Origin of the sequence: Desulfosoma caldarium, from assembly GCF_003751385.1 — a bacterium.
Taxonomy (GTDB): Bacteria; Desulfobacterota; Syntrophobacteria; order Syntrophobacterales; family DSM-9756; genus Desulfosoma; species Desulfosoma caldarium.
This window is the reverse complement of the sequence record NZ_RJVA01000013.1, coordinates 431,741-451,450: the sequence shown is the minus strand read 5'-3', so window position 1 is coordinate 451,450 and position 19,710 is coordinate 431,741. Positions and strand designations below refer to the sequence as shown.

At 56.1% G+C, this 19,710-nt stretch carries 19 protein-coding genes; 7 read left to right on the top strand and 12 right to left on the bottom strand.

From position 1 onward, the window contains the following. Nucleotides 1–17: 17 nt before the first annotated feature. A complete protein-coding gene (locus EDC27_RS12410; protein ID WP_170161795.1) occupies nucleotides 18–470 on the bottom strand; it encodes an acyl-CoA thioesterase in 453 nt (150 codons plus the stop codon). A 275-nt stretch (nucleotides 471–745) separates the two neighbouring features. Here EDC27_RS12410 and EDC27_RS12405 point away from each other — a divergent pair, with 275 nt between their 5' ends. From EDC27_RS12405 to EDC27_RS12395, 3 genes are all read left to right on the top strand, one after another. Continuing rightward, complete coding sequence (locus EDC27_RS12405; protein ID WP_170161794.1) at nucleotides 746–1,693, top strand: transporter substrate-binding domain-containing protein; 948 nt, start codon at nucleotides 746–748, stop codon at nucleotides 1,691–1,693. A gap of 355 nt (nucleotides 1,694–2,048) precedes the next feature. Continuing rightward, complete coding sequence (locus tag EDC27_RS12400) at nucleotides 2,049–2,456, top strand: DUF5663 domain-containing protein (RefSeq protein ID WP_123290911.1); 408 nt, start codon at nucleotides 2,049–2,051, stop codon at nucleotides 2,454–2,456. 120 nt (nucleotides 2,457–2,576) lie between these two features. Further along, complete coding sequence (locus EDC27_RS12395) at nucleotides 2,577–2,840, top strand: ogr/Delta-like zinc finger family protein (RefSeq protein WP_123290910.1); 264 nt, start codon at nucleotides 2,577–2,579, stop codon at nucleotides 2,838–2,840. Nucleotides 2,841–2,952: 112 nt separating this feature from the next. On the opposite strand, the gene EDC27_RS12390 is transcribed toward EDC27_RS12395, so the two are convergent. From EDC27_RS12390 to EDC27_RS12340, 11 genes are all read right to left on the bottom strand, one after another. Then, the gene (locus EDC27_RS12390; RefSeq protein WP_123290909.1) at nucleotides 2,953–3,744 is read right to left on the bottom strand and encodes a YkgJ family cysteine cluster protein; all 792 of its coding nucleotides are present in this window, start codon (nucleotides 3,742–3,744) and stop codon (nucleotides 2,953–2,955) included. Nucleotides 3,745–3,755: 11 nt separating this feature from the next. Next, nucleotides 3,756–4,472 (bottom strand): YkgJ family cysteine cluster protein, encoded by a 717-nt coding sequence (locus EDC27_RS12385; RefSeq protein ID WP_123290908.1) that lies wholly within the window; start codon nucleotides 4,470–4,472, stop codon nucleotides 3,756–3,758. 60 nt (nucleotides 4,473–4,532) lie between these two features. Further along, nucleotides 4,533–4,787, bottom strand: a complete 255-nt coding sequence (locus EDC27_RS12380; protein WP_123290907.1) for a hypothetical protein — start codon at nucleotides 4,785–4,787, stop codon at nucleotides 4,533–4,535. A gap of 92 nt (nucleotides 4,788–4,879) precedes the next feature. Beyond that, nucleotides 4,880–6,040 (bottom strand): (Fe-S)-binding protein, encoded by a 1,161-nt coding sequence (locus tag EDC27_RS12375; protein WP_123290906.1) that lies wholly within the window; start codon nucleotides 6,038–6,040, stop codon nucleotides 4,880–4,882. 39 nt (nucleotides 6,041–6,079) lie between these two features. Then, nucleotides 6,080–8,299 carry an FAD-dependent oxidoreductase gene (locus tag EDC27_RS12370; protein WP_123290905.1) on the bottom strand — a complete coding sequence of 740 codons (2,220 nt, stop codon included), beginning with the start codon at nucleotides 8,297–8,299 and terminating at the stop codon, nucleotides 6,080–6,082. A 4-nt stretch (nucleotides 8,300–8,303) separates the two neighbouring features. Beyond that, nucleotides 8,304–9,572: a CoB--CoM heterodisulfide reductase iron-sulfur subunit A family protein gene (locus EDC27_RS12365; protein ID WP_123290904.1), complete on the bottom strand. Its 1,269-nt coding sequence runs from the start codon at nucleotides 9,570–9,572 to the stop codon at nucleotides 8,304–8,306. A 233-nt stretch (nucleotides 9,573–9,805) separates the two neighbouring features. After that, nucleotides 9,806–11,719 (bottom strand): adenylyl-sulfate reductase subunit alpha, encoded by a 1,914-nt coding sequence (gene aprA, locus EDC27_RS12360; RefSeq protein WP_123290903.1) that lies wholly within the window; start codon nucleotides 11,717–11,719, stop codon nucleotides 9,806–9,808. A 19-nt stretch (nucleotides 11,720–11,738) separates the two neighbouring features. Then, on the bottom strand, nucleotides 11,739–12,185 hold the full coding sequence (gene aprB, locus EDC27_RS12355) for an adenylyl-sulfate reductase subunit beta (protein ID WP_123290902.1): 447 nt from the start codon (nucleotides 12,183–12,185) through the stop codon (nucleotides 11,739–11,741). 164 nt (nucleotides 12,186–12,349) lie between these two features. After that, the gene (gene sat / locus EDC27_RS12350; protein ID WP_123290901.1) at nucleotides 12,350–13,585 is read right to left on the bottom strand and encodes a sulfate adenylyltransferase; all 1,236 of its coding nucleotides are present in this window, start codon (nucleotides 13,583–13,585) and stop codon (nucleotides 12,350–12,352) included. 171 nt (nucleotides 13,586–13,756) lie between these two features. Continuing rightward, nucleotides 13,757–13,939, bottom strand: coding sequence for a hypothetical protein (locus EDC27_RS12345; RefSeq protein WP_123290900.1), 183 nt, complete (start codon nucleotides 13,937–13,939; stop codon nucleotides 13,757–13,759). Between the two features lie 43 nt (nucleotides 13,940–13,982). Then, nucleotides 13,983–15,059 (bottom strand): lytic transglycosylase domain-containing protein, encoded by a 1,077-nt coding sequence (locus EDC27_RS12340; protein WP_123290899.1) that lies wholly within the window; start codon nucleotides 15,057–15,059, stop codon nucleotides 13,983–13,985. A 372-nt stretch (nucleotides 15,060–15,431) separates the two neighbouring features. On the opposite strand from EDC27_RS12340, the gene rimO reads away from it, so the two are divergent. The 4 genes from rimO to ccsB all read left to right on the top strand — a co-directional run bounded on the left by rimO (nucleotide 15,432) and on the right by ccsB (nucleotide 19,703). Beyond that, a complete protein-coding gene (gene rimO / locus EDC27_RS12335) occupies nucleotides 15,432–16,835 on the top strand; it encodes a 30S ribosomal protein S12 methylthiotransferase RimO (protein WP_170161793.1) in 1,404 nt (467 codons plus the stop codon). Nucleotides 16,836–16,936: 101 nt separating this feature from the next. After that, nucleotides 16,937–17,962 (top strand): polyprenyl synthetase family protein, encoded by a 1,026-nt coding sequence (locus EDC27_RS12330; protein ID WP_211334891.1) that lies wholly within the window; start codon nucleotides 16,937–16,939, stop codon nucleotides 17,960–17,962. 218 nt (nucleotides 17,963–18,180) lie between these two features. Continuing rightward, a complete protein-coding gene (locus EDC27_RS12325) occupies nucleotides 18,181–18,897 on the top strand; it encodes a precorrin-2 dehydrogenase/sirohydrochlorin ferrochelatase family protein (protein WP_170161792.1) in 717 nt (238 codons plus the stop codon). Then, entirely contained in the window at nucleotides 18,879–19,703 is an 825-nt protein-coding gene (ccsB, locus tag EDC27_RS12320; RefSeq protein ID WP_170161791.1) for a c-type cytochrome biogenesis protein CcsB, read from the top strand. The genes EDC27_RS12325 and ccsB overlap by 19 nt, the downstream gene beginning before the upstream one ends. The last annotated feature ends 7 nt before the right edge of the window (nucleotides 19,704–19,710 follow it).

Below are 19,710 nucleotides of genomic sequence, written 5' to 3'. Positions count from 1 at the left end.
CCTCTTTAAGCCTTCTTTCATGTTCTAGAAAACTTATAGGGTTCCAAGGCCTGCCGCAATTCCTCCGGAAGATGGCAAGATCGCCACGTTCTGTCAATGGCAACCATGGAAGCGTGGCCCCGCCCCACCGCGTCCGGCCGACCTTCCAGAAAGAAGTAAAACGCGAAGGTTATGGCCCGAAGGCTCATTTTAAAGACGCCCACGTGAAGCCGCAGCGCATCGCCGTATCTGGCCGGTCGAAAAAAGTCACAGGCCGCGCCCACAATGGGCAACCCAAACCCCCGCTCTCTGTCGCGAAAATATTTTTCGGGAGGGCACCCCACTCGGCGCATGAGCTCTTCAATGCCGTGGTGGCAATAGCGAAAGTACGACGCGAAGTAGACGACGCCATATGGGTCCGTGTCCCCAAAGCGGATGGTTATGGGAATTTCCAAACAATTCTGCGGAGCATCCTTGGGAAGCTCATTCATGGCCCTCTCCTTTCTTTGGGTTTTCATCTTGCGTTTACGATAACACTCCCTTCCAAGGTCCTCCCACCCTTCTGTGTTCAGATCCCCATCAAGCCTCGACGATATCTTTTGGATTTTCTTTCCTCTTGGCAAGAAGTTCTAATTGCACTAGGATACTGCCACTGTCTTGTCAAAGAACAACATCAGCTCTCCACTTTCAGGTCAGACCTTCAATGCCTGTGTCTCTCTTCATAAAGACTGGCGTTTGTAGCGAAAAAAAATTAAGGCGTTGCCTCATGCCCTTGGCTCTGGTTTTTGCCGTTTTGCATGTCCAGGCCGGGTCTTTCGCCTCAGCGCAGGATTTTCCCTTGACCCTGGTGATGCGAGAACACCATGAGCCTTTTTCCTACCTAGACCTTCACGGCCAGCCGGAAGGATTGCTCGTGGACCTGTGGCGTCTGTGGGCCCAACGCACAGGACGCCCCGTGCGCTTCGTCCTGACGGATGCCAAAGATCTGGAAAGCTGGGTTCTGGACGGCCGAGCCGATGTCTGGACCGGCATTTTTCCCTTCGGCGCTCACCCGCAACTTGCTTTAAGCGACCCGGTCATGATGCTGTTTCGAGCCCCCACGGTGACGGCCCACGATGGCGTACTGGGCATTCGAGCGGCCGTCCGCCCGGACCGAACGGAGCTACTGGCGGAAATCACCCAAGGATTCCATCACCTCACGGAAGAAGACCGCCAAAGCCTGCTGATTCGTTGGTGGCCCCAGGAAGGCTGGATCCATCTGCCCCGCGCTCACATGCTGACGGCAGCGCTGCTAGGAGGGGCCTTTCTACTTCTTTGGACTGTGGGCACTTATCTTGTCTATCGTTTCAAGCTCAGAGGTAAAGCCCAGGAACTTCTGGCCGCGCTGGCCGAACTGAGGCGAAAGAACAATGCGCTGGAATCGGAAATCGCCGAACGTCAGCAGGTGGAAAAAGACAAGGAGCGCCTTATCCAGGAACTGCGCGAAGCCCTTGAAAACGTTAGGAAACTGCGAGGTCTCTTGCCCATCTGTGCGTACTGTAAAAAGATTCGGGACGACCAAGGCTACTGGAACCAGCTGGAGAGCTATATCACTCAGCATGCCGAGGTCACCTTCACGCACAGTGTCTGCCCGGAGTGTTCAAAAAAAATCTATGCAGAACTCAAAGCCTTCAAGAGTGCGGAACAACAAAAGAAAAAAGCCGCTTCAGGGTAAAGACGCGCTCCCAGTCCTTCCTGGCCCATTGCCTGAAAACGCCTTAATGGTTTTCTTACCTACGATGCGCTGCAAGAAACTCTGGGGGTCTCGCTTCGGGCGGTTCTAACAAGCGCCATTCGCGTCCATCGTCCAGACCCTGGCAAAAGGGGACGGCTCGTGATAAATTAAGAGGCACCCTGTCCGAGAACATTTACATCTCGTGAAACGCCGGCCTCTCATCCGCTTCATGAGCAGGTGAAAGGTTCGTGTTTCCAGGAAAAGAGGCTCTCGGACCTTTTGTCGGACAAGAGGCTACGCTGGTGGGGCATCATGCCTCAAAAAACGAAACGCAATTGACGAAGGATGGTTTTCTATGCAGACTCCGATCAGTTCTCCTGCAGAAGTAGCGACGCCCTTGAACGTTCGCAATCCCTACATCGTCCGTTTCCTGAAAGCGCTCGTGGAAAAAAAAGGCGAACAGCACAGTCCAGAAGCCTTGAAAAAGCTTCTCGACGACATGTACAAATTGTTCGAAAACCTGCTCGGACAAAACATGGTCAAAGCGCTGCCGGAAGACAAGCGCGCTGAATACCTGGAACTCACCAAGGATCTTTCAAAGCTGAGCTACAAGAAGGTCGGAGAGATCTTTGATAAGCACGTGCCCCACTATCAGGATGTCATGAAAGAAACCATGAAGCAGTTCACGGCGCTTTACATGAAAAACCGCCGGTTCGATCCGAAGGATTTTGAAAAGCCCGAGGAAGGGTCGATCTCTTCTTAACCGTCTTCGAGGCCTCTACCGCACCGCGAAGGGCGAGAGCGCAGAAGGGTGCCCCAAGGCGTTCATCGGCCGCATCATGGAAGCCTCAAAAAACACGAGTCGTTCATGGAGTGAAAGAGAATGGAAGATCTCACCATTTGTCCCCATTGCGGAAGTCGTATGAAGAAGTGGCGCACCCCGGAATTTTCCACATGGTCTGCGGAATACTTCTGGGTGTGTTTCAATGATGATTGCCCATATTATGTGCGGGGCTGGTCTCAAATGGAATCGACTATCCATGCGAGAGTCTCCTACCGTTTTCGATACGACCCGGACACGGGTTATCGAGGCCCCTTGCCCGTATGGTCCGCGGACGCCCTTCGGTCCGGAATCATCGAAGAGTGAGTGATCTGTTCGCGGGATCCTTTGACGTTTTTCCCTTTTCGCCATGGTGGCCGGCACCGGCCACTGTGGCGGAAGCAGATCTTTTTGGCTACTTCGCCCCACCCCTCGTCTTTCAGGCAGGTTCCGAGGTGGACTTTTTGGGCCTTAGGGGACCTTCGCCCAGAAGGAAAAACTTCAGCCAAGACACGGCGAGTTCGCAAAGGGCCACGTCGTCCGTTCGAGCCCGTTCCACGTCCACGGCGTCGGTGTCAAACATTTCCAGAAACCGGCTTTGAAACACGAAGGAGCGAAACCGATCCAGATCATAGGAGGCCATGTAGAACATGGGAATCTGCTTTTCCGTAAGCCCCTGGCGAACGCGGGGATGGGTGACGATGTCCATCCAGTTGTTGTTCATGCGGTGATAAGGTTCCAAGCCCTGGTCTGCAATCCACTGTTCGATGGTCCATGAGCGCGGCTCGTCGAAGCCTCGACAATGATCTTCCACGACCAGGTAATAAGATTCCAGCACCGTGCCGTGCACGCGGTGTTTTCTGGATGCGCGGGCCAGCGGGTAAGTGCGGCACGCCGAAGGACGATCCGAATAGACGAGGCACCCCGACGTCGACACAAAAGGGCAGAGGCGTCGCGCATCCTCTTGCATCTTCAAAATCACCGACGGCAAGGGGCTTCCTTCCGCCACCACCACATCTGTATAGGTGTCCAAAAAAGCCGTGGTGGAAAGACTCAGGTGTCGTGCAAGCCGCAGAACATCATAGGGTGTCAGCATGAGGTTCAAGTCGCGGCAACATTCCGTAAAGCAGGAAACCTTGGGATGGCACGCAAACTGAAAAGCACCGTCCGGCAAGGGCTTCAAGCGGTCGCGGATCTTATGCGGGGCCGAGCTTTCGATTTTTTCATCCATGAATTTTCTTTCTAAAGAACAGCAAACAATTCGGCAATCTGGCCTTGAATGTAGGCAAAGGCCAAAAGCAGCTTTTCCTCATCGTTCTGGCGCACCGACGTGTAACGCTCCTCATCGATGCCGTAAAACGCTCGAAAACGTGGGTCGTTGACAATGGCATCAAAGCGGTCCAAATCGTAAGCCAAATACAGCAGCTTTCCCAATCCGGCTTCCATTCTTTGTCCCGGTTGAAAATCTGTCGGCATCACCTGCTGAAAGGCCCGTTCCATGGCTTCATAGGGACCGACCCCTTGGGTCTCCAACCACTCGCCCACCGTCCATTGCTGTCCCTCATGCAATCCCAGGCATCGCTTTTTGTCGGCCAGAAGGCGATACTCACCGTTTTCCTTTCCCAAGTCTAAGGGAAACATGCGACACGCCCAGGGCCTGTCATCGTAAACTTGGCACCCTTCATCCCCCACAAAGGGACATCGAAGGGTCTGTGGATCCATGGCCAGCTGGACAACAGGCACATGGGTCACTTTCGCCAGATAAGAGCGCGTGTATCGGGCCAGAAATTCCGCTGACCCCAGGCGCAGGCTTCGGCGAAGCCGAAGGATGTCGTAGGGCGTGAGATAGATGTTCACGTCCCGGCAGCATTGGGTAAAACAGGGCAAATCATGATGGCACGCAAACCGAATCGTGCTCTCGGCACGGTACACTTCATGAGCGTCTTGTGCGGGGTGCATAAGGATGTCCTTTAAAATTTCTTCAAAGGCCTAGGCATTCGCGTCTTGGACCGCACGGAATTATTGGTCGTAAGTGTAAGCCTGAAAATTTTTGAAATGGGGATTTCCATGCAAAAACATTTCCACAATCCGCAGGGTCTGAGGACCTCGGCATAGGATAACCTGGCACGTGCACTGCCTTTGGCATGTGTCGCAGAAATAGTCCTCGTTCACTTCGCGGCCGCAGAAACAATGAGGGACCATGAAGAGCTGCTCCTCCACCCATTCGGCCACAAAATAATCTTTTTGTTGATTCTTGAGCGCTTCCGGGGTCACAAGGTTTCTCCTTTTCCAGGCAACAAGCGAAGGGCGGGCATGGCCCGCCCCTCGTCCCGACGCGCCCGCGTTCGGCACGCCTTTTTTACTGTTTAGAGCCCGGCCGCCAGCAGTTCCGAAAGTTCGGCGATTTCCAGCTCTTCCTGCTTGCCCAAGCTGTTGCACGCGTCAATTAACATGTTCAGGCAATAGGGACAAGACGTGGCCAGCACTTCAGCCCCTTGTTTTAGGGCGTCGGTGACCCGCAGTTCCCCAAAGCGTTCCCCCATGGGCACTTCAGCCCAGATGCGCCCTCCGCCTCCAGCACAACATAGGCTGAGTGCCCTATGGCGGCTCAGTTCCACGGTGCCCCCGTTGACGGCAGCCTGCAGTAGCTCTCGAGGCGGATCAAAAACACCGCTGTGGCGCCCCAGATAGCAAGGATCGTGAAATGCGACCTTTTTGGACACGCCGCCGGGAAGCTTCAGACGACCGTCTTCCAAGCACTGGGCCAAGATTTGGGTGTAGTGGATCACTTCCCATTGCCCGCCCAATTCGGGATATTCGTGCGAAAAGGTCCACAGGCAGTGCGGCGAGGTGGTGATGATCTTTTTGACCCCTTTGGCGTTGAAGAGTTCGATGTTGGCCTGGGCCAGCTTTTGAAAGAGCTCTTCGTCGCCGAGCTTACGCATGCTTTCCCCGCAGCAGCTTTCTTCATTGCCGATGACGCCGAAGCTGACACCCGCGGCCTTGAGCAGTTTCACGATGCTTTGCGCCACCTTGGTGCTTCGTGGATCGTAGCAGGAATGGCAGCACACAAAGAGAAAGTATTCCGTGTCCGGACCGAAAACCGGCACCTCCAATCCCTGCTGCCATGCCGTGCGTTTTTCTCGAGGTCCCGACCACGGATTGCCGTTGGCATGCGCGCTGCCCAGAATGGGGCGCAGATTGGCCGGGGCCATGCCCGCACCCACCAGGCTTGCCCGCATGGCCCGCACATTGTCCACGATCTTCACGCCTCGGGGGCAATGGCTTTGGCACATGCTGCAGGTGGTGCACGCAAAGAGGATGTGCTCGTCTTCAAAGCCTTCCAAGCCCATTTGCCCCAAGCGTTGCATGTGGCGAATGTTAAACTTTTCGCTGGTCTCTCCAGGCACCAAGCGCCATGGGCAAAGATTGGTGCATAGGCCGCACTGCATGCACCAGTTCACCGTCTCCGCGCCCATGCTTACAATATAGTCGCGCATCTCCAGCGAGACGTACTTCGGTTCCATGTTCTTCTCCTTCCGTACGGGTCAAGCAAACCTGGGCCCTTAGAATCCCTTGTAGGGGTTCGGGCCCACGTTTTCCAAAGCCGCCGCAAAGTCATCGAGGATCTGCGGCAGATTGGCATAATCGGTGATAGACACCTGTTCCAAGCGAACGCGGTCCGATTCCAGCACCAAGCGATCCAGAGTTTCCTTAATCTTGCTCATGCGAATGTTGGCCAATTCACTGCCCTTGACGAAATGGCACTGGTAATCGTCACCGTGTTTGCAGCCCAAAAGCAAAATGCCGTCGATGCCTTTGGAAAGCGCATCGGCAATCCAGACCAGGTTCATGGATCCTAGACAGCGCACCGGAATGACGCGCACCCACGGATTGTACTGCGCTCGACGAAGACCCACCATGTCCAGGGCTGGATAGGCGTCGTTTTCACAGGCGAGCACCACAATGCGCGGCTTTTCTTCGTCTTCTTCGGGTACCTCGATGCTCTTGATGATGTTGCCAATCATGCCGACAGAATAGTTCTTGAACGAAATGATGCGTTCCGGACAAGCGCCCATGCACACACCGCAGCGACGGCACCGCGTGGGATTGGGCAAGGGATTGCCCTTTTCGTCTTCGTTAATGGCCCCGAAAGGACACTCTTCCGTGCACCGCTTGCACTGGGTGCAACGCTGCATGAAAAATTCCGGATAGCTGAGATCGCCGGCTCTGGGGTGCACGGCCTTGCCTTGGGCGGTCATTTCCACGCACTGAATGGCCTTCAAGGCCGCGCCGGTGGCATCTTCCATGGCGCGAGCGTAGTCCATGGGCGCTCGAACGGTCCCGGCGGGGTAAATCCCTGTACGCCGCGATTCATACGGAAAGCAGATGAAATGCGAATCGGGAAAGCCGTACTTTAGGGCGGGCACTTCGGGACCTTGACGGTAATCCAGATTGAGCAAATTGGAGACCAAAATGGTGTCTGCCGGCACTTCCAGCTCTTCCTCTCCTTCCTTGGGCTGTTGTGCCTTGTAGGATTTTCCCAAAGCCGCGGTGGAGACCATGCCCGTGGCCAGGACCACCAGGTCCACGGATTCCGACGTGATGGGGGACTGGGTGAGCACATCTTGGGCGGAAACCGTGAGAGCTCCCGAGCCGTCATCGGCCACTTCCGTAACGGTTCCCCGCACAAAGATCACGCCGTCCTTCTGCGCCTGCTTGTAAAGCATTTCGTAGTGTCCCGTAGCCCGCATGTCTCGGTAGAAGATATAAACGGGCATCTCCGGGTTTTGCTGCTTAAGCACTCTGGCCTGCTTGAGGGATTCCACGCAGCAGGCCGCCGAACAATAAGGTAGATGCTCCGAATCCCTAGATCCGGCGCACAGAACAAAAGCCACGCTGCCTGCGGGCTGGCCGTTGGACGGGCGCACGACCTGACCGTCCTTGAGCATGCCTTCCAGTCGGTCACCCGTGATGACATCGGCGTGGGCACCGTATCCCAAATGGGTGAGTTTTTCCGCATCGTAGGGCACGGAACCCGTGGCCAAGACAATGGCCCCAACCCGCTCCGCCGCCTGAGATCCGTTGGACTGGATGGTGACGTCAAACATGCAGGGAGCTCCACTGATCTTTTCAATGTGAGCGCCCGTGTAGACCTTGATCTTCTCATGGCCAGTCACCTGGGTCACGAGCCCGTTCAGATCAAAGATGTGCGGGGCTTCGTAAGGAGGGCCCAAAGGAGGCACGGAATGAACGTTTTTGAGGTATCCTCCCAAGGTTTCGCTCTTTTCCACGAGCACCACTTCATAACCCGCTGCGGCCGCTTCTCGGGCCGCCGTGAGCCCCGTGAGGCCCCCACCCACCACCAAGATTCTTTTGCTCAGATTTTCGCCCTGAAAAGGCACGGGCGGCTCCATTTCCTTGGCTTTGGTGAGGCCCATACGCAGGTAGTCCTCGGCCATCATCTGCGTGTCTTCGTCCCCGGAGGGATGACTCCACACCACGTGCTCCCGCAAATTCACTCGCTCCAGCACCTTGTCCGGCCCAAAGTCAAAAACATCACTCATCACACGAGGGGAACAGGCCGCAATGACCAGGGTGTTGACCCCCTGGTTTGCCATGTCGTCCTCAATGAGCTTTCGTCCTTCCTCGCTGCACAGAAAGCCGTGATCCCGGCACACGGGCACCTTATATTCAGCGGTGGCCACCTTGGCCAACGCCGCCACATCCAAAGCGTCTCCAATGCCACAGCCCGTACAGATGTACGCACCGATTTTCTTTTCCATGGGCCTACCTCCTCACCATCGCCTGAATCGCCTTTAGGGCCGCCGCCGTCGCATCTTGGACACTGGACGCCACATCCACCGGGCGCTTGACACATCCGGCCGGAATGACTCCTTCCATGGGCTGTGTCGGAAGCAGAAAACCGTTCTCATCGTAGGCCACTTCCGCAGGGACTTTATCGTCGGCCGTGCTAGGCACCATTCCCGTGGCCAAAACCACCAGATCGAAAGCTTCTTTGAGGATGGTACCCGTTTCCTGGTCTTCCACCAGCACGGTCACCTGGCCCGTCTGGGCATCCTCACAGATTTCTCCCGGTTTGCCTTTGACAAAACGTACCCGAGAATCCGCCTGCACCTTGGTGTAAAAATCTTCGTATTTTCCAAGTGCGCGCATGTCGATGTAAAAGATGGTCACCGACGCATCGGGATTCTGATCCAATACGTAGGTGGCTTGCTTCAATGACGCCAGGCAGCAGATGCCGGAACAATACGGAAGATGGTTTTCGTCGCGGGATCCCGCACACTGCACAAAAGCCACCTTCTGGACCGCCGCCCCGTCCGACAGACGAACTATGGCCCCCTGAGTCGGTCCGTTCGTCGACGCCAAGCGCTCCATCACCACGTTGCTGACCACATTTCGAAACGCTCCCGCACCATAGTAGGCGATTTTGGAGGCGTCATAAGGCTTCCAGCCCGTCGCCCACACCACAGATCCCACTTTGAGATCAAAGATCTTCTCCTCCATCTCTAGATCCACGGCGCCATAAGGGCATGCCGCACGAATCTTTTCCGCCTCGGCCGTTCCGATCACTTCCGGGGCAATGACATAGCGCAAGGGAAAGGCAAATTCATGGGGAAGATAGGCCGCTTTCACGGTGCTCAGCCCGTAATCAAAGGGATTGGGCACCTGCGTCTCTGCCGCTTCAGCACAAAGGCCGCAAGCCGTACACTTTTCATTGACATACCGAGGTGATAGCTTCACAGTGACATCCAAGTCGCCCGGTTTTCCCGAAATCTTCATGACTTCCGCCATAGTAAAAAACCGCACCAAGGCATTGTTCTTAATGCGGCGAAAATTGATTTCCAAGCCGCAGGACGGGGGGCACAATTTGGGAAAATATTTGTTCATTCGCGCCACACGCCCACCCAAATACGGCTCTTTTTCTACAATGTAGACGGGAAATCCGGCTTCCGCCGCCTCAAGGGCCGCACTCAACCCACTCATCCCGCCTCCCACCACCAAGACACTCCGATGGCCGTTGGTCACATCTGACATGGACTCTCCTCCACTCCTTCACGTTCGAGGCGCACCCAAGCTCCCAGGCTCCAGACCGTTCCGCCATCCAATGCGCGCCCGCTGTGCACCGATTGTGAGAATCTTCACCGCACCGTCCCATAGCACAGCACAACGTTTGAGGCAAGACGGCGGGGCCGCTTCGGTTGGTCAAACAAAAAACCCCCTGGGGCCCTTGCGGGCACCCAGGGGGCGTTGCAGGTCATGCTACCAGATTAGACATCCAGGTGAACAATGGGGACCTTCTTCATAGTCCATTCACCGGTCGCCGGATTCCACACCGAATTGACGAAACAGTGCCAATTCTGTTCGTCCATATCCGGAAAGTCAGCGCGGAAGTAGTAGCCCGGCCAACGGCTTTCTTCGCGGAACAACACGTGACGCAGGTGGCTTTCGGCGATCCACATGCGCTGCACGTTCTCCCAGCACCGCATGAGCTCGTGCAGGTCAGAAGCCGCAAGCTTTTCCGAGTCTTCCTTCAACATGGTCAACAATTCGAGGCCTTTTTCCAGCAGGGACTTGTTCGTGGTGAACTGAGCCGACACGCCGGCGCAGTATTCGTCCATGATCTTTTGGAGACGGAACATGAACATCTTGGGTTTGATGAAGTTCGGGTTGATGTCCGGATCGGAGGACATCGGCGCGAACTCTTCGAATCGAGCCAACGGAGCCAAGATCTTATCGCGCAGAGCCGCCACTTGAGCTTCGTCAACGGCCGGAGCCTCGTTGTGGTCCAAGATGTAGGCGATGGCGCCCTTGGCCGCGATACGGCCTTCCGCGTGGGACCCGGAGGAGAACTTGTGCGAGGAAGCGCCCGCCCCGTCACCCGCCGTGAACAGCGCCGGAACCGTCGTCATGTGGTTGTAGACGCCGATGGGTTCCCATTGCTTGCGGTATTCGGCCGGCATCAGGTCTTCGGCACCGCAGACCCACGCCCCGGAGGCACCGGAGTGGGAGCCGATGAAGTACGGTTCGGCGGCGGCGATTTCCGAAGGCTTTTCTTCCGGCTGAATGTTCATACCGGCCCACAGAAGGGCCTGGCTGATGGTCATGTCGAGGAAGTCTTCCCAAGCCTCGGCTTCCAGTTCCTTCATTTTCTTCTTGAAGGCCTTGGGATCGTCTTTGTACTTGGCGGCCAGGTTGGCGATGGCCTCTTCCGTCCTCATGTAGATGGGACCCTTGCCGGCCATGACGTCTTCCATGCCGAGCCAGTTGCGCAGGTTGGCCGGAATGGGCTTACCTGTGCCGTACGGCGCCCACTTCGGCAGTTCATTGGCGCGGGTCACCATGTATTCTTCACCCAAAGCGTTGGTGGCGCGGGATTTGAACAGCAAGAACCAAGCACCAACGGGGCCGTACCCGTCTTTGAAGCGCACGGGAATGAAACGCACTTCCTGGCAGGTCATTTCGGCACCGGCGCGGATGGTGAAATAAGCGGTTGATCCGCTGTTCCACGGTGGATACCACGCGCGGCCCAGGCCTTCACCCACCGAACGCGGACGAAATACGTGCACAGCGCCGCCCATGCAAGCGATGGTCGCCTTGGCAGTGAACACGTAGAACTTGTTTTCGCGGACGCTGAAGCCCACAGCTCCCACGCACTTGCCGTTGTTCAAAAGGGGTTCGACGATAAAAACGCGTTCGAACAGCTGACCCTTGTCACCCAAGGTGGCCAGGGCGTTCTTGGCGGCTTCGGCCACGATGACCTTGTAGGACTCGCCGTTGATCATAATCTGCCAACGCCCTTCATGAACGTATTCACCGTTTTCATCTTTCCAGATGGGAAGGCCCCATTTCTCGAAAAGATGCACGCTGCTGTCCACATGACGGGCGATGTCATAGACCAGATCTTCACGGGAAACGCCCATAAGGTCCTGACGGACGTATTTGACGTAGTCTTCGACCGTGTTTTGGCCCTTGCCATACCCAATATATTGGTTGATAGCCGAAAGCCCCATGGCCACAGCGCCGGAACGGTCCATAGCCGCCTTGTCCACGACGGTGACCTTCAAGCCATGTTTCTTGGCCCAATAAGACGCCTCAAAGGTGGCACCCGAGGCAGACATGCCACCGCCCAAAATGAGCAGATCAGTATCGACACGTACGGTTTCAAAATCGGAAGGCTTCATCTGTTCACCTCCTTAAGGGTTACTTCTTCAAGGTGGGAAGTTCTGCCGCCAGCGTGGACGCCGGTTCCGTGCACAGCACCGGGCTCTTGATGTCGTCGGAACCCGTCTGCCACTCATCGGGCCACGGCTTGGCCTGGCCTTCCGGCGTTGTCCGAATGGGGAACTTGAACCGCTTCACTTGGCCACTGCGGAACTTCACGGTCCACATAATGTCTTCGGAACCGCGAAGAGGCACAACCGAAGCACCCATGGGGACAAAGTCAGCGTACCCACGCACATCCACCGCCTGCTGCGGGCAAATCTTCACGCAATTATAGCATTCCCAGCACATTTCAGGAGACCGGTTGTAGGCCTTCATCTTTTCCTTGTCCAGGACCATCAGGTCGTTGGGGCAGATATACATGCACGCGGTCTTATCCTGCCCCTTGCAGCCGTCGCATTTCTCGAGAATGACGTAACTAGGCATTTCTTCACCTCCTAAAGGTTGTCGCAAAACCACCGACCTCTGCAAGCCCTATGCTGAGCTCGCCCCTAAGAAACAGCCGTTGCACCTCCTTTCCCTGGATGCAAACACTCCGTTTCCCCAGTGGGCGGAGGCCCCAAAGGGCTCCCCCACCACAATGCGGTCCGTTACTTCTTGATCGGAGCATCCCCTGTGGCCGCTCCGTGAAGCTTGATTTCCACTTTTTCTTCAAGGCTTGCGTAGTACGCTTTGAGAATTTCCAGAACCTCGGGCCTGGAGAAGTGCGGATCCAGCTCGCCACCCTCGGACAAGGTCTTGCGCACCATGGTGCCCGAGAGGATGAGGCGGTCAGCCTTGCCGTGCGGACAGGTTCTCATGGACGCCATGCCATCGCACTTGAAGCACCAGAATGTCCAATCGATTTTGAGGGGCTTGGTGAGCAGAGCATCCTGAGGAATCTCATCGAAAATCTTTTGCGCGTCAAAGGGGCCGTAATAGTCGCCCACGCCAGCATGGTCGCGGCCCACAATGAGGTGGCTACAGCCGTAGTTTTGGCGGAACACGGCGTGCAACAAGGCTTCGCGAGGTCCAGCGTAACGCATTTCCGCCGGATAGCCACCCACAACAACGGTGTCTTTGACGAAGTAGTTGTCCACCAAGGCGTCAATGGCTTTCTTGCGCACATCCGCCGGAATGTCGCCGGCTTTGAGCTTGCCCAGCAGCTGGTGAATGTAGACACCGTCCATCACTTCCACGGCGATCTTGCACAAATACTCGTGGCTGCGGTGCATGGGATTGCGCGTCTGGAATGCCGCCACGCGGGACCAGCCTTTTTCGTCAAAAATCTTTCGAGCTTCCGCCGGCGTCTGATATGTACCTTTAAAGACTTCCGGATAGAAACTTTCGCTCAAGACCTTCACCGGACCCGCCAGGTTGAACTCCTTTTGCGCCATGACCTTGGCCACGCCCGGATGCCCCGCCGCATCGGTCGTCCAGAAAACAGACTTGCACTCATGTTCCTTATCTATGGTGTACTTTTCCGTCACCTTCATGGTGCCGAGAATCTGGTCGTTTTCCACATCCCACAGGGCCACTTCTTCGTTGGGAGCCAAACTGTCGGCCAGATCCTTGTCCGCGGAAAGGGTGATGGGAATGGGCCAGAACGTGCCGTCGGTCATTTTGTATTCGTCACAGACACCCTTCCAGTCGTCGTAGCCCATGAAGCCTTCCAAAGGCGTGAAGGCACCGATGCCCAACATGACCAAGTCCGAAGCCTCCCGACTCGTCATGGGGATCTTCTTGAGGGTCTTGGCCTTTTCCATTTCGGCCTTGCGGGCTTCACCTTCTAAAAGCAAGGGCTTGAGCTTTTTTTCTTTCCCATGGGGAGGAACCAACTTGGACATAATCCACTCTCCTCGTCTCGTTGTTAGATCTACACAACACCTTCCGCAAGAGGCGGCACTCTAGCTTGTGCAATCTGTATCAATCGCATTATAGAAGGTACCCGCACCGTGTCAAGTGAAAAAAGACGCAAAGAGACTCGCACACCCTCTTCCTAAGCCGGCATCGAGTCCCTAGTGCTTGGCGCCCTCCAGGGCTCCTTTCAGCTGGTCCCTTTCTCTTTTGGCTTCAGCCAGCGCTTTTTCCAACTCTGATCGATCGGGGTGGTTGGGCCCCAAAGACGCCAAAGTTTTCTCAAGCTCTTCCACACGCTTCATGCACTGATACAGTTCTTGGGCGACCGATCGAATGCTCATGGACGCTCCACAGGCCCGGTTTTCCAAAGGATGGCGACCCAGGTCAGCTTTTCTTGTTGATCAACCGCTCATAGGCCAAGAGAAAATCCTTCACAGCAGCAGGCGGTAGCCTTAAAGGATAGGCTTTCCCTGCAGGAATCTGGTCACGACGTAACGCTGGGTTCAATCGTCGAAGGTCTTGCAGAGGCACGCCCGTCCACACGGAAGCCTGATGAAGGGACAAGCGGCGCTGAACCCAAACGGTGGTGAATGTCCACACCGGCTCATAGCTGGGCTTTTCCAGCCCGTAGCGCTCAAAGTTCCGAAGCACTTCCACCGCCGCAAGAACTTTAGGCACAAAATGCCTGGTCTGATGGGGCAAGGCCCTTTTTTTGGCCAGCGTCCAAAAGTCGTCGCTTCGGTGCCGACGGATGGCCCGCCGGACCGCGCCATCGCCCGCGTTGTACGCCGCCAAAGCCAATTCCCACGACCCAAACTGTTCGTAGAGGTCCATGAGGTACACGGCCGCAGCTCGAGTGGCCTTGATGGGATCCAAGCGTTCATCCACCCAGGCGTCCACCCGCAGGCCGAGGGTGCGCGCCGTTTTGGGCATGAGCTGCCAGAATCCGGCGGCACCCGCAGGCGAACGCACACGTCCGTTAAAGCCGCTCTCAACAAACACCACGGCCAACAAATCGGAAGGCGCTCCCACCATGTCCAAAATCTCTTTCATGATGGGAAGATAGATCCAGGCTCTGTTCAGCATGACCTGAAAACTGTTCAGATCGCCGACCACATATTTTGGAATGGACACAACAATTTTGGGGTGATGGCGGAAAAAAATGGAGCGCTCTTGAGGGCAGCCGTGAGGTTCTGAAGGGGCGGGTGCCGTGAAGGATCCTCGCGTCTGCGGCTTAACGGGAACCGCCGCCAGCATAGACTCACTGGTTGGCAGACTCACCCTGCGGCCAACTCCGAAAATCTGCTCAAGAGGATCGACCGCCGCCGCCCTTGCCGGGGCCACCCAAGACGTAGAGACTGTCAGCAACGTCGCGAGAACAAAAAGAAAACCAAGAAGATCATTAATCCCCGCGCGCTCTTCCTGAAGCTTGGAAACCCCATGCCAAAGGATAGCCGCCATGATGACTCCTCATTAAAGGTCCTGCCAATGGCCCTCTGCTTCAGAGCCGTCGGTTCCTTGCAGCCTTTAGCCACCCACGGGACGCTAAGACAAGGCGCCATAAAGGGCATTTTCGGCGAATTGTTCCCATATTCGCGTATTCGCCGTCACGGCCGGATTGGAAAAAGCCCATTTACCCACAAGGGTTCTTCCTCCATGGGGTCATGAAGTTTTTCTGACGCATGCTCCCATTTCCGAGTAAAATCTTTTTTTCACTCCCCCTTCACCGCAATTTTTTGTATAGAGAGTTTCTTTCTGGCATCTTTTTTGACAAGTCTGAAAAACTTTAGGCCAAGGCAGGCGAAGGTGGATACAGGATCGATGGAAAAGGGCATGCACGAAAAAGCCGCTGTGGTGAGTCTGGGGTGCGCGAAGAATCTTGTGGACAGCGAAGTCCTGGCCGCGCAGGTGCAGCGGCTGGGCTATGAGGTCACCGCCGAGGCGTCTCAGGCGGCCCTCATTGTGGTCAACACGTGCGGTTTCTTGGAATCGGCCGTACAGGAAGCGGTGGATCACCTCTTGGAAATGGCACGTTACAAGGAAGAAGGGTCCTGCAGGCACCTGGTGGCGGTGGGGTGCATGGTGCAGCGCTATGGTCGCAAGCTAGTCTCGCTCCTTCCCGAGGTGGATCTTTTTCTCGGAACGTCCCATTACCACCGTTTCGCAGACCTTTTTCAAAAATTCATTCAACTGGGAACGCCCAAAATTTTTTTGCAACGCCCTGGATACTTTTACCACGGAGGCATCACGCGGATACCTTCGACGCCGGCCCACTGGGCCTATGTGAAAATAGCCGAAGGTTGCCGTCACCGTTGTTCCTTTTGCCTGATCCCCGCCCTGAGAGGCCCGTCCCGCAGCCGCACCGTGGAGGATGTGGTAACCGAAGTGCGGCATCTGGCCGAGGCCGGCGTCGTGGAGGTCAACCTGATCGCGCAAGACACCACCGCCTTTGGAACGGACCGCGGAGAGCCCGACGCTCTCTGCAGACTTCTGGAAGCTTTAGAGGACATTTCAGGGCTGCACTGGGTTCGCCTTCTCTACACCTCTCCCTTTGGTGTTTCCGACGAGCTCTTGCGCACCATGGCCGCAAGTTCCAAGGTAGTTCCATACCTCGACATTCCTTTTCAACACTGTGTTCCGAGGATTCTCGAAGCGATGCATCGGCGAGGAAAGAGCCTTCGGCCCGTGGAGCTCATCGAACGCATTCGCAACCACTTGCCCGATGTGGCCTTGAGAACATCGCTCATGGTGGGCTTTCCCGGGGAAACCGAAGCCGATTTTCAGGAACTGTGCCGCTTTGTGACGGACGTACGGTTTAACCACATGGGGGTTTTTGCATTTTCTGCGGAAAAGGGCTGTCGAGCGGCCCGTCTTGCCGACCCTGTTGCCGAAGAGATCAAGCAAGCCAGGCGGGATATGCTCATGGCCCTTCAACAAAGGATTTCCCGGGACAATCTGCGACGCCTAATCGGCCATCGCGTGCCGATCCTTGTGGAAGGCCTGCATTCGGAAACAGAATTCTTGGCCGTCGGCCGCTTACCCACCCAAGCCCCGGAAGTGGACGGCTGTGTCTTAATTGTGGAAGGTGAGGCTGTGGCCGGAGACATCATGCAAGCGGAAATTCTCAAGACCCACGATTACGACCTGGAAGCCCGCCTTTTACCCCTTCGGCCCGGGGCATCTGAACCCTCATTCGAAAACGCCAGGGCGCCTTTTGGAGGTAGAGGAAAAATTTGACACCCTAGGGTTTTTTCGCTATGTAAGGAATCGTGTATTTGGACGCCTAACCCTGCGAACAGGCCAGCGTTTTCAGCCCTTTGAGGAGCAAAGCCGCTGTCGTGACAGTCTTCGCCGCCCCCCAAGATACCCCCTCGACCTCGAATGGCAATCTTCTCAAAGCCCGCATTTATGCGAGCATTCGCCCCGAACTGGAACGCATCGAGCAGGCCATACGGCGGCATTTGAGTTCCAGCGTGCCCCTTATCGAGGTGGTGGGCCGCTACATCATGGAAAGCGGTGGAAAGCGTCTTCGTCCTCTACTGATGGTCCTTTCCTCCAAGCTGTGCGGCTATCAGGGCAATCGAGATGCAGACCTGTCCGTGGTTTTTGAATTTCTTCATGCCGCCACCCTTTTGCACGACGACGTGGTGGACAATGCAGAAATTCGCCGCACAAAGCCTGCCGCCAACACCTTGTGGGGCAACCCGGCCGTGGTTCTTGTGGGCGATTTTCTTTATTCCAAGGCCATCCTCATGACCGTTCTTTACAATAATCTTCGCATTCTGGAAGTCCTTTCCGAAACCACTACGCGCATGGCCGAGGGTGAAGTTCTTCAATTGATTCATTCCGATGACCTGGAAACAGACGAAGCGGCCTACATGGAAGTCATCCTTCGAAAGACGGCCGTGCTCATGAGCGCGGCCTGCCGCATTGGCGCCATTTTCGCGGAGGCTCCCGCAGCCCAGGAAAAAGCGTTGAGCGACTATGGGCGCCACTTGGGCATCGCTTTTCAGCTCATCGACGACGCTCTGGATTATGTGGGAACCGTGGACGAATTGGGAAAACCGGTGGGAAATGATCTGCAGGAAGGCAAAGCCACACTGCCTCTCATCTACGCTATGGCGCACGCGGATGCGCACCATCGAGACCTGATTCGAACCGTTTTTACGGCGGAACGCCAAACCCCCGAAGATATTCTGGCGGTCCAGCGGCTGGTTCGGGAATGCGGCGGCGTGGATTACACCGTGCAAAGGGCCGCCGAATATGTGACCATGGCCAAGGAAAACCTTGACGCCTTTTCCTCCAGCCCCACCAAATCACTTCTACTCGATATCGCTGACTACGTCTTGTGCCGGCGTTCCTAGCCCCAGCCCCCTCCGTATCCTTCCGCCCTTTCGTTTAATCAAGCTCCCAGGTCGCAACCCATGGGCTCTAGAAGGTTCTGTTCGAGAGCACAACGAAAGCCAAGGCCTGGGCTTGCCCTTATTTGCCCGGTCGTGTTAAACGAATCGCGTGTTTTTACCCAGAGAATCTACACCAAAAGCTGGCGAGGGCCGTGCCTAGATCGGAGGAAATGCCGCGCGTGAGCCGGGTAGATGCGCAGAAGCATACTTCCCCTATGTATCCGATCTTCCTCTCCTTAGAGGATCGAGTGTGCCTGGTTGTGGGGGGCGGTGCCGTCGGCGAAAGGAAAGTCCGTAAACTCCTGGAACACGGCGCACATGTGCGCCTAGTGGCCAGGGACCTTACCCCTTGGCTCAAGGATGCCGCCGACGGCAAGACCCTGCTCTACCTTGGCTCCCACTACGCCGCGCACCACATGGACGGCGTCGATCTGGTCTTTGCAGCCACGAACGACGAGACTCTCAATGAACACATCGCCGCGGATGCGAAACTCCGGCGTGTATGGTGCAACATGGCGTCTTCGCCGCATCTGGGTTCCTGTGTGGTGCCGGCATCCTTTCGCCGCGGCCCGCTCACCATAGCCGTGGCCACGGAAGGGCTGAGCCCTGCCGTGGCGCGGCGGGTTCGTCAAAGGCTTGAAGAACAATTCGGGCCGGAATGGGAACCGTGCCTGCGCTTTCTTGGAGCACTGCGCCGACACATTCAGAAACAGAGCCGGGACAGTGCGTTGAACCAAGAGTTGTTTCGCCGGGTGGCGGATCTTCCCTTGACGGAATGGATTCGCCGAGAACGATTTTCCGAGATGATTGATGCGGTTTCGGCGGTCCTACACGATCTCGTGCCGCGCGATCGCGTGGCATGGCTTTGGGAAAAGGCATGGAGCACATCCTGCTAATCCTTGCCGCCTGCGGCTATTGTGTCGGGTCCGTGGGCTACTTCTTCTTTCTGGTGCGCAACGGAGAAAACGTCCATCGAGCCGCCTGGATATCACTGGTGGGTGGAATGCTTTTTCACGGGGCAGCCATTGGGATGCGTTTCTTTGCGGCGGGGCATCTGGAGGTCAGCACCCTCTCGGAAGCCCTTTCTTTTTTTTCCTGGCTTCTGGTCGTTACGTATTTGGTCATCCAAAACCGCTTGGGGCTGCGCATCTTGGGAACCTTTGTGGCGCCCCTGGCTGCCGCATTTACGTTACCTTCGACCATTTTACCCTCGCACATGATGCCCGCTTCCCCGCTCTTAAAAAGCGTCTGGGTATGGATTCACGTGAGCACCCTTTTTGCCGCCAACGCCCTGTTTGCCGTGGCTTTTGCGGCTGCGGTTTTGTACCTTTATCAGGAGCGGATCATTAAGAAAAAGAGGCCAGGATCCCTGGACGATCGTTTGCCGGCCTTAGAACGGTTGGACAGGGTTAACCATGTGTGCTTGCTCATGGGATTTCCCTTGATGACGCTGGGCCTTTTGGCTGGTTTTCTCTATGCCAGCACCGTGTGGAAATCCCCCTGGAACTGGGATCCTAAGGAAATTTTTGCCCTGATCACATGGTTCATTTACGCCATTTTGTTGCACGAACGCCTGGCCGTCGGCTGGCGCGGCCGCAAGGCGGCCTGGCTGGCCATCTTTGGCTTTTCCGCCGTGTTGATTACCTTTCTTGGGGTCAACCTCTTTTTGAAAGGACACCATACGCTATTTTCCTCACAATGAGGGCGTG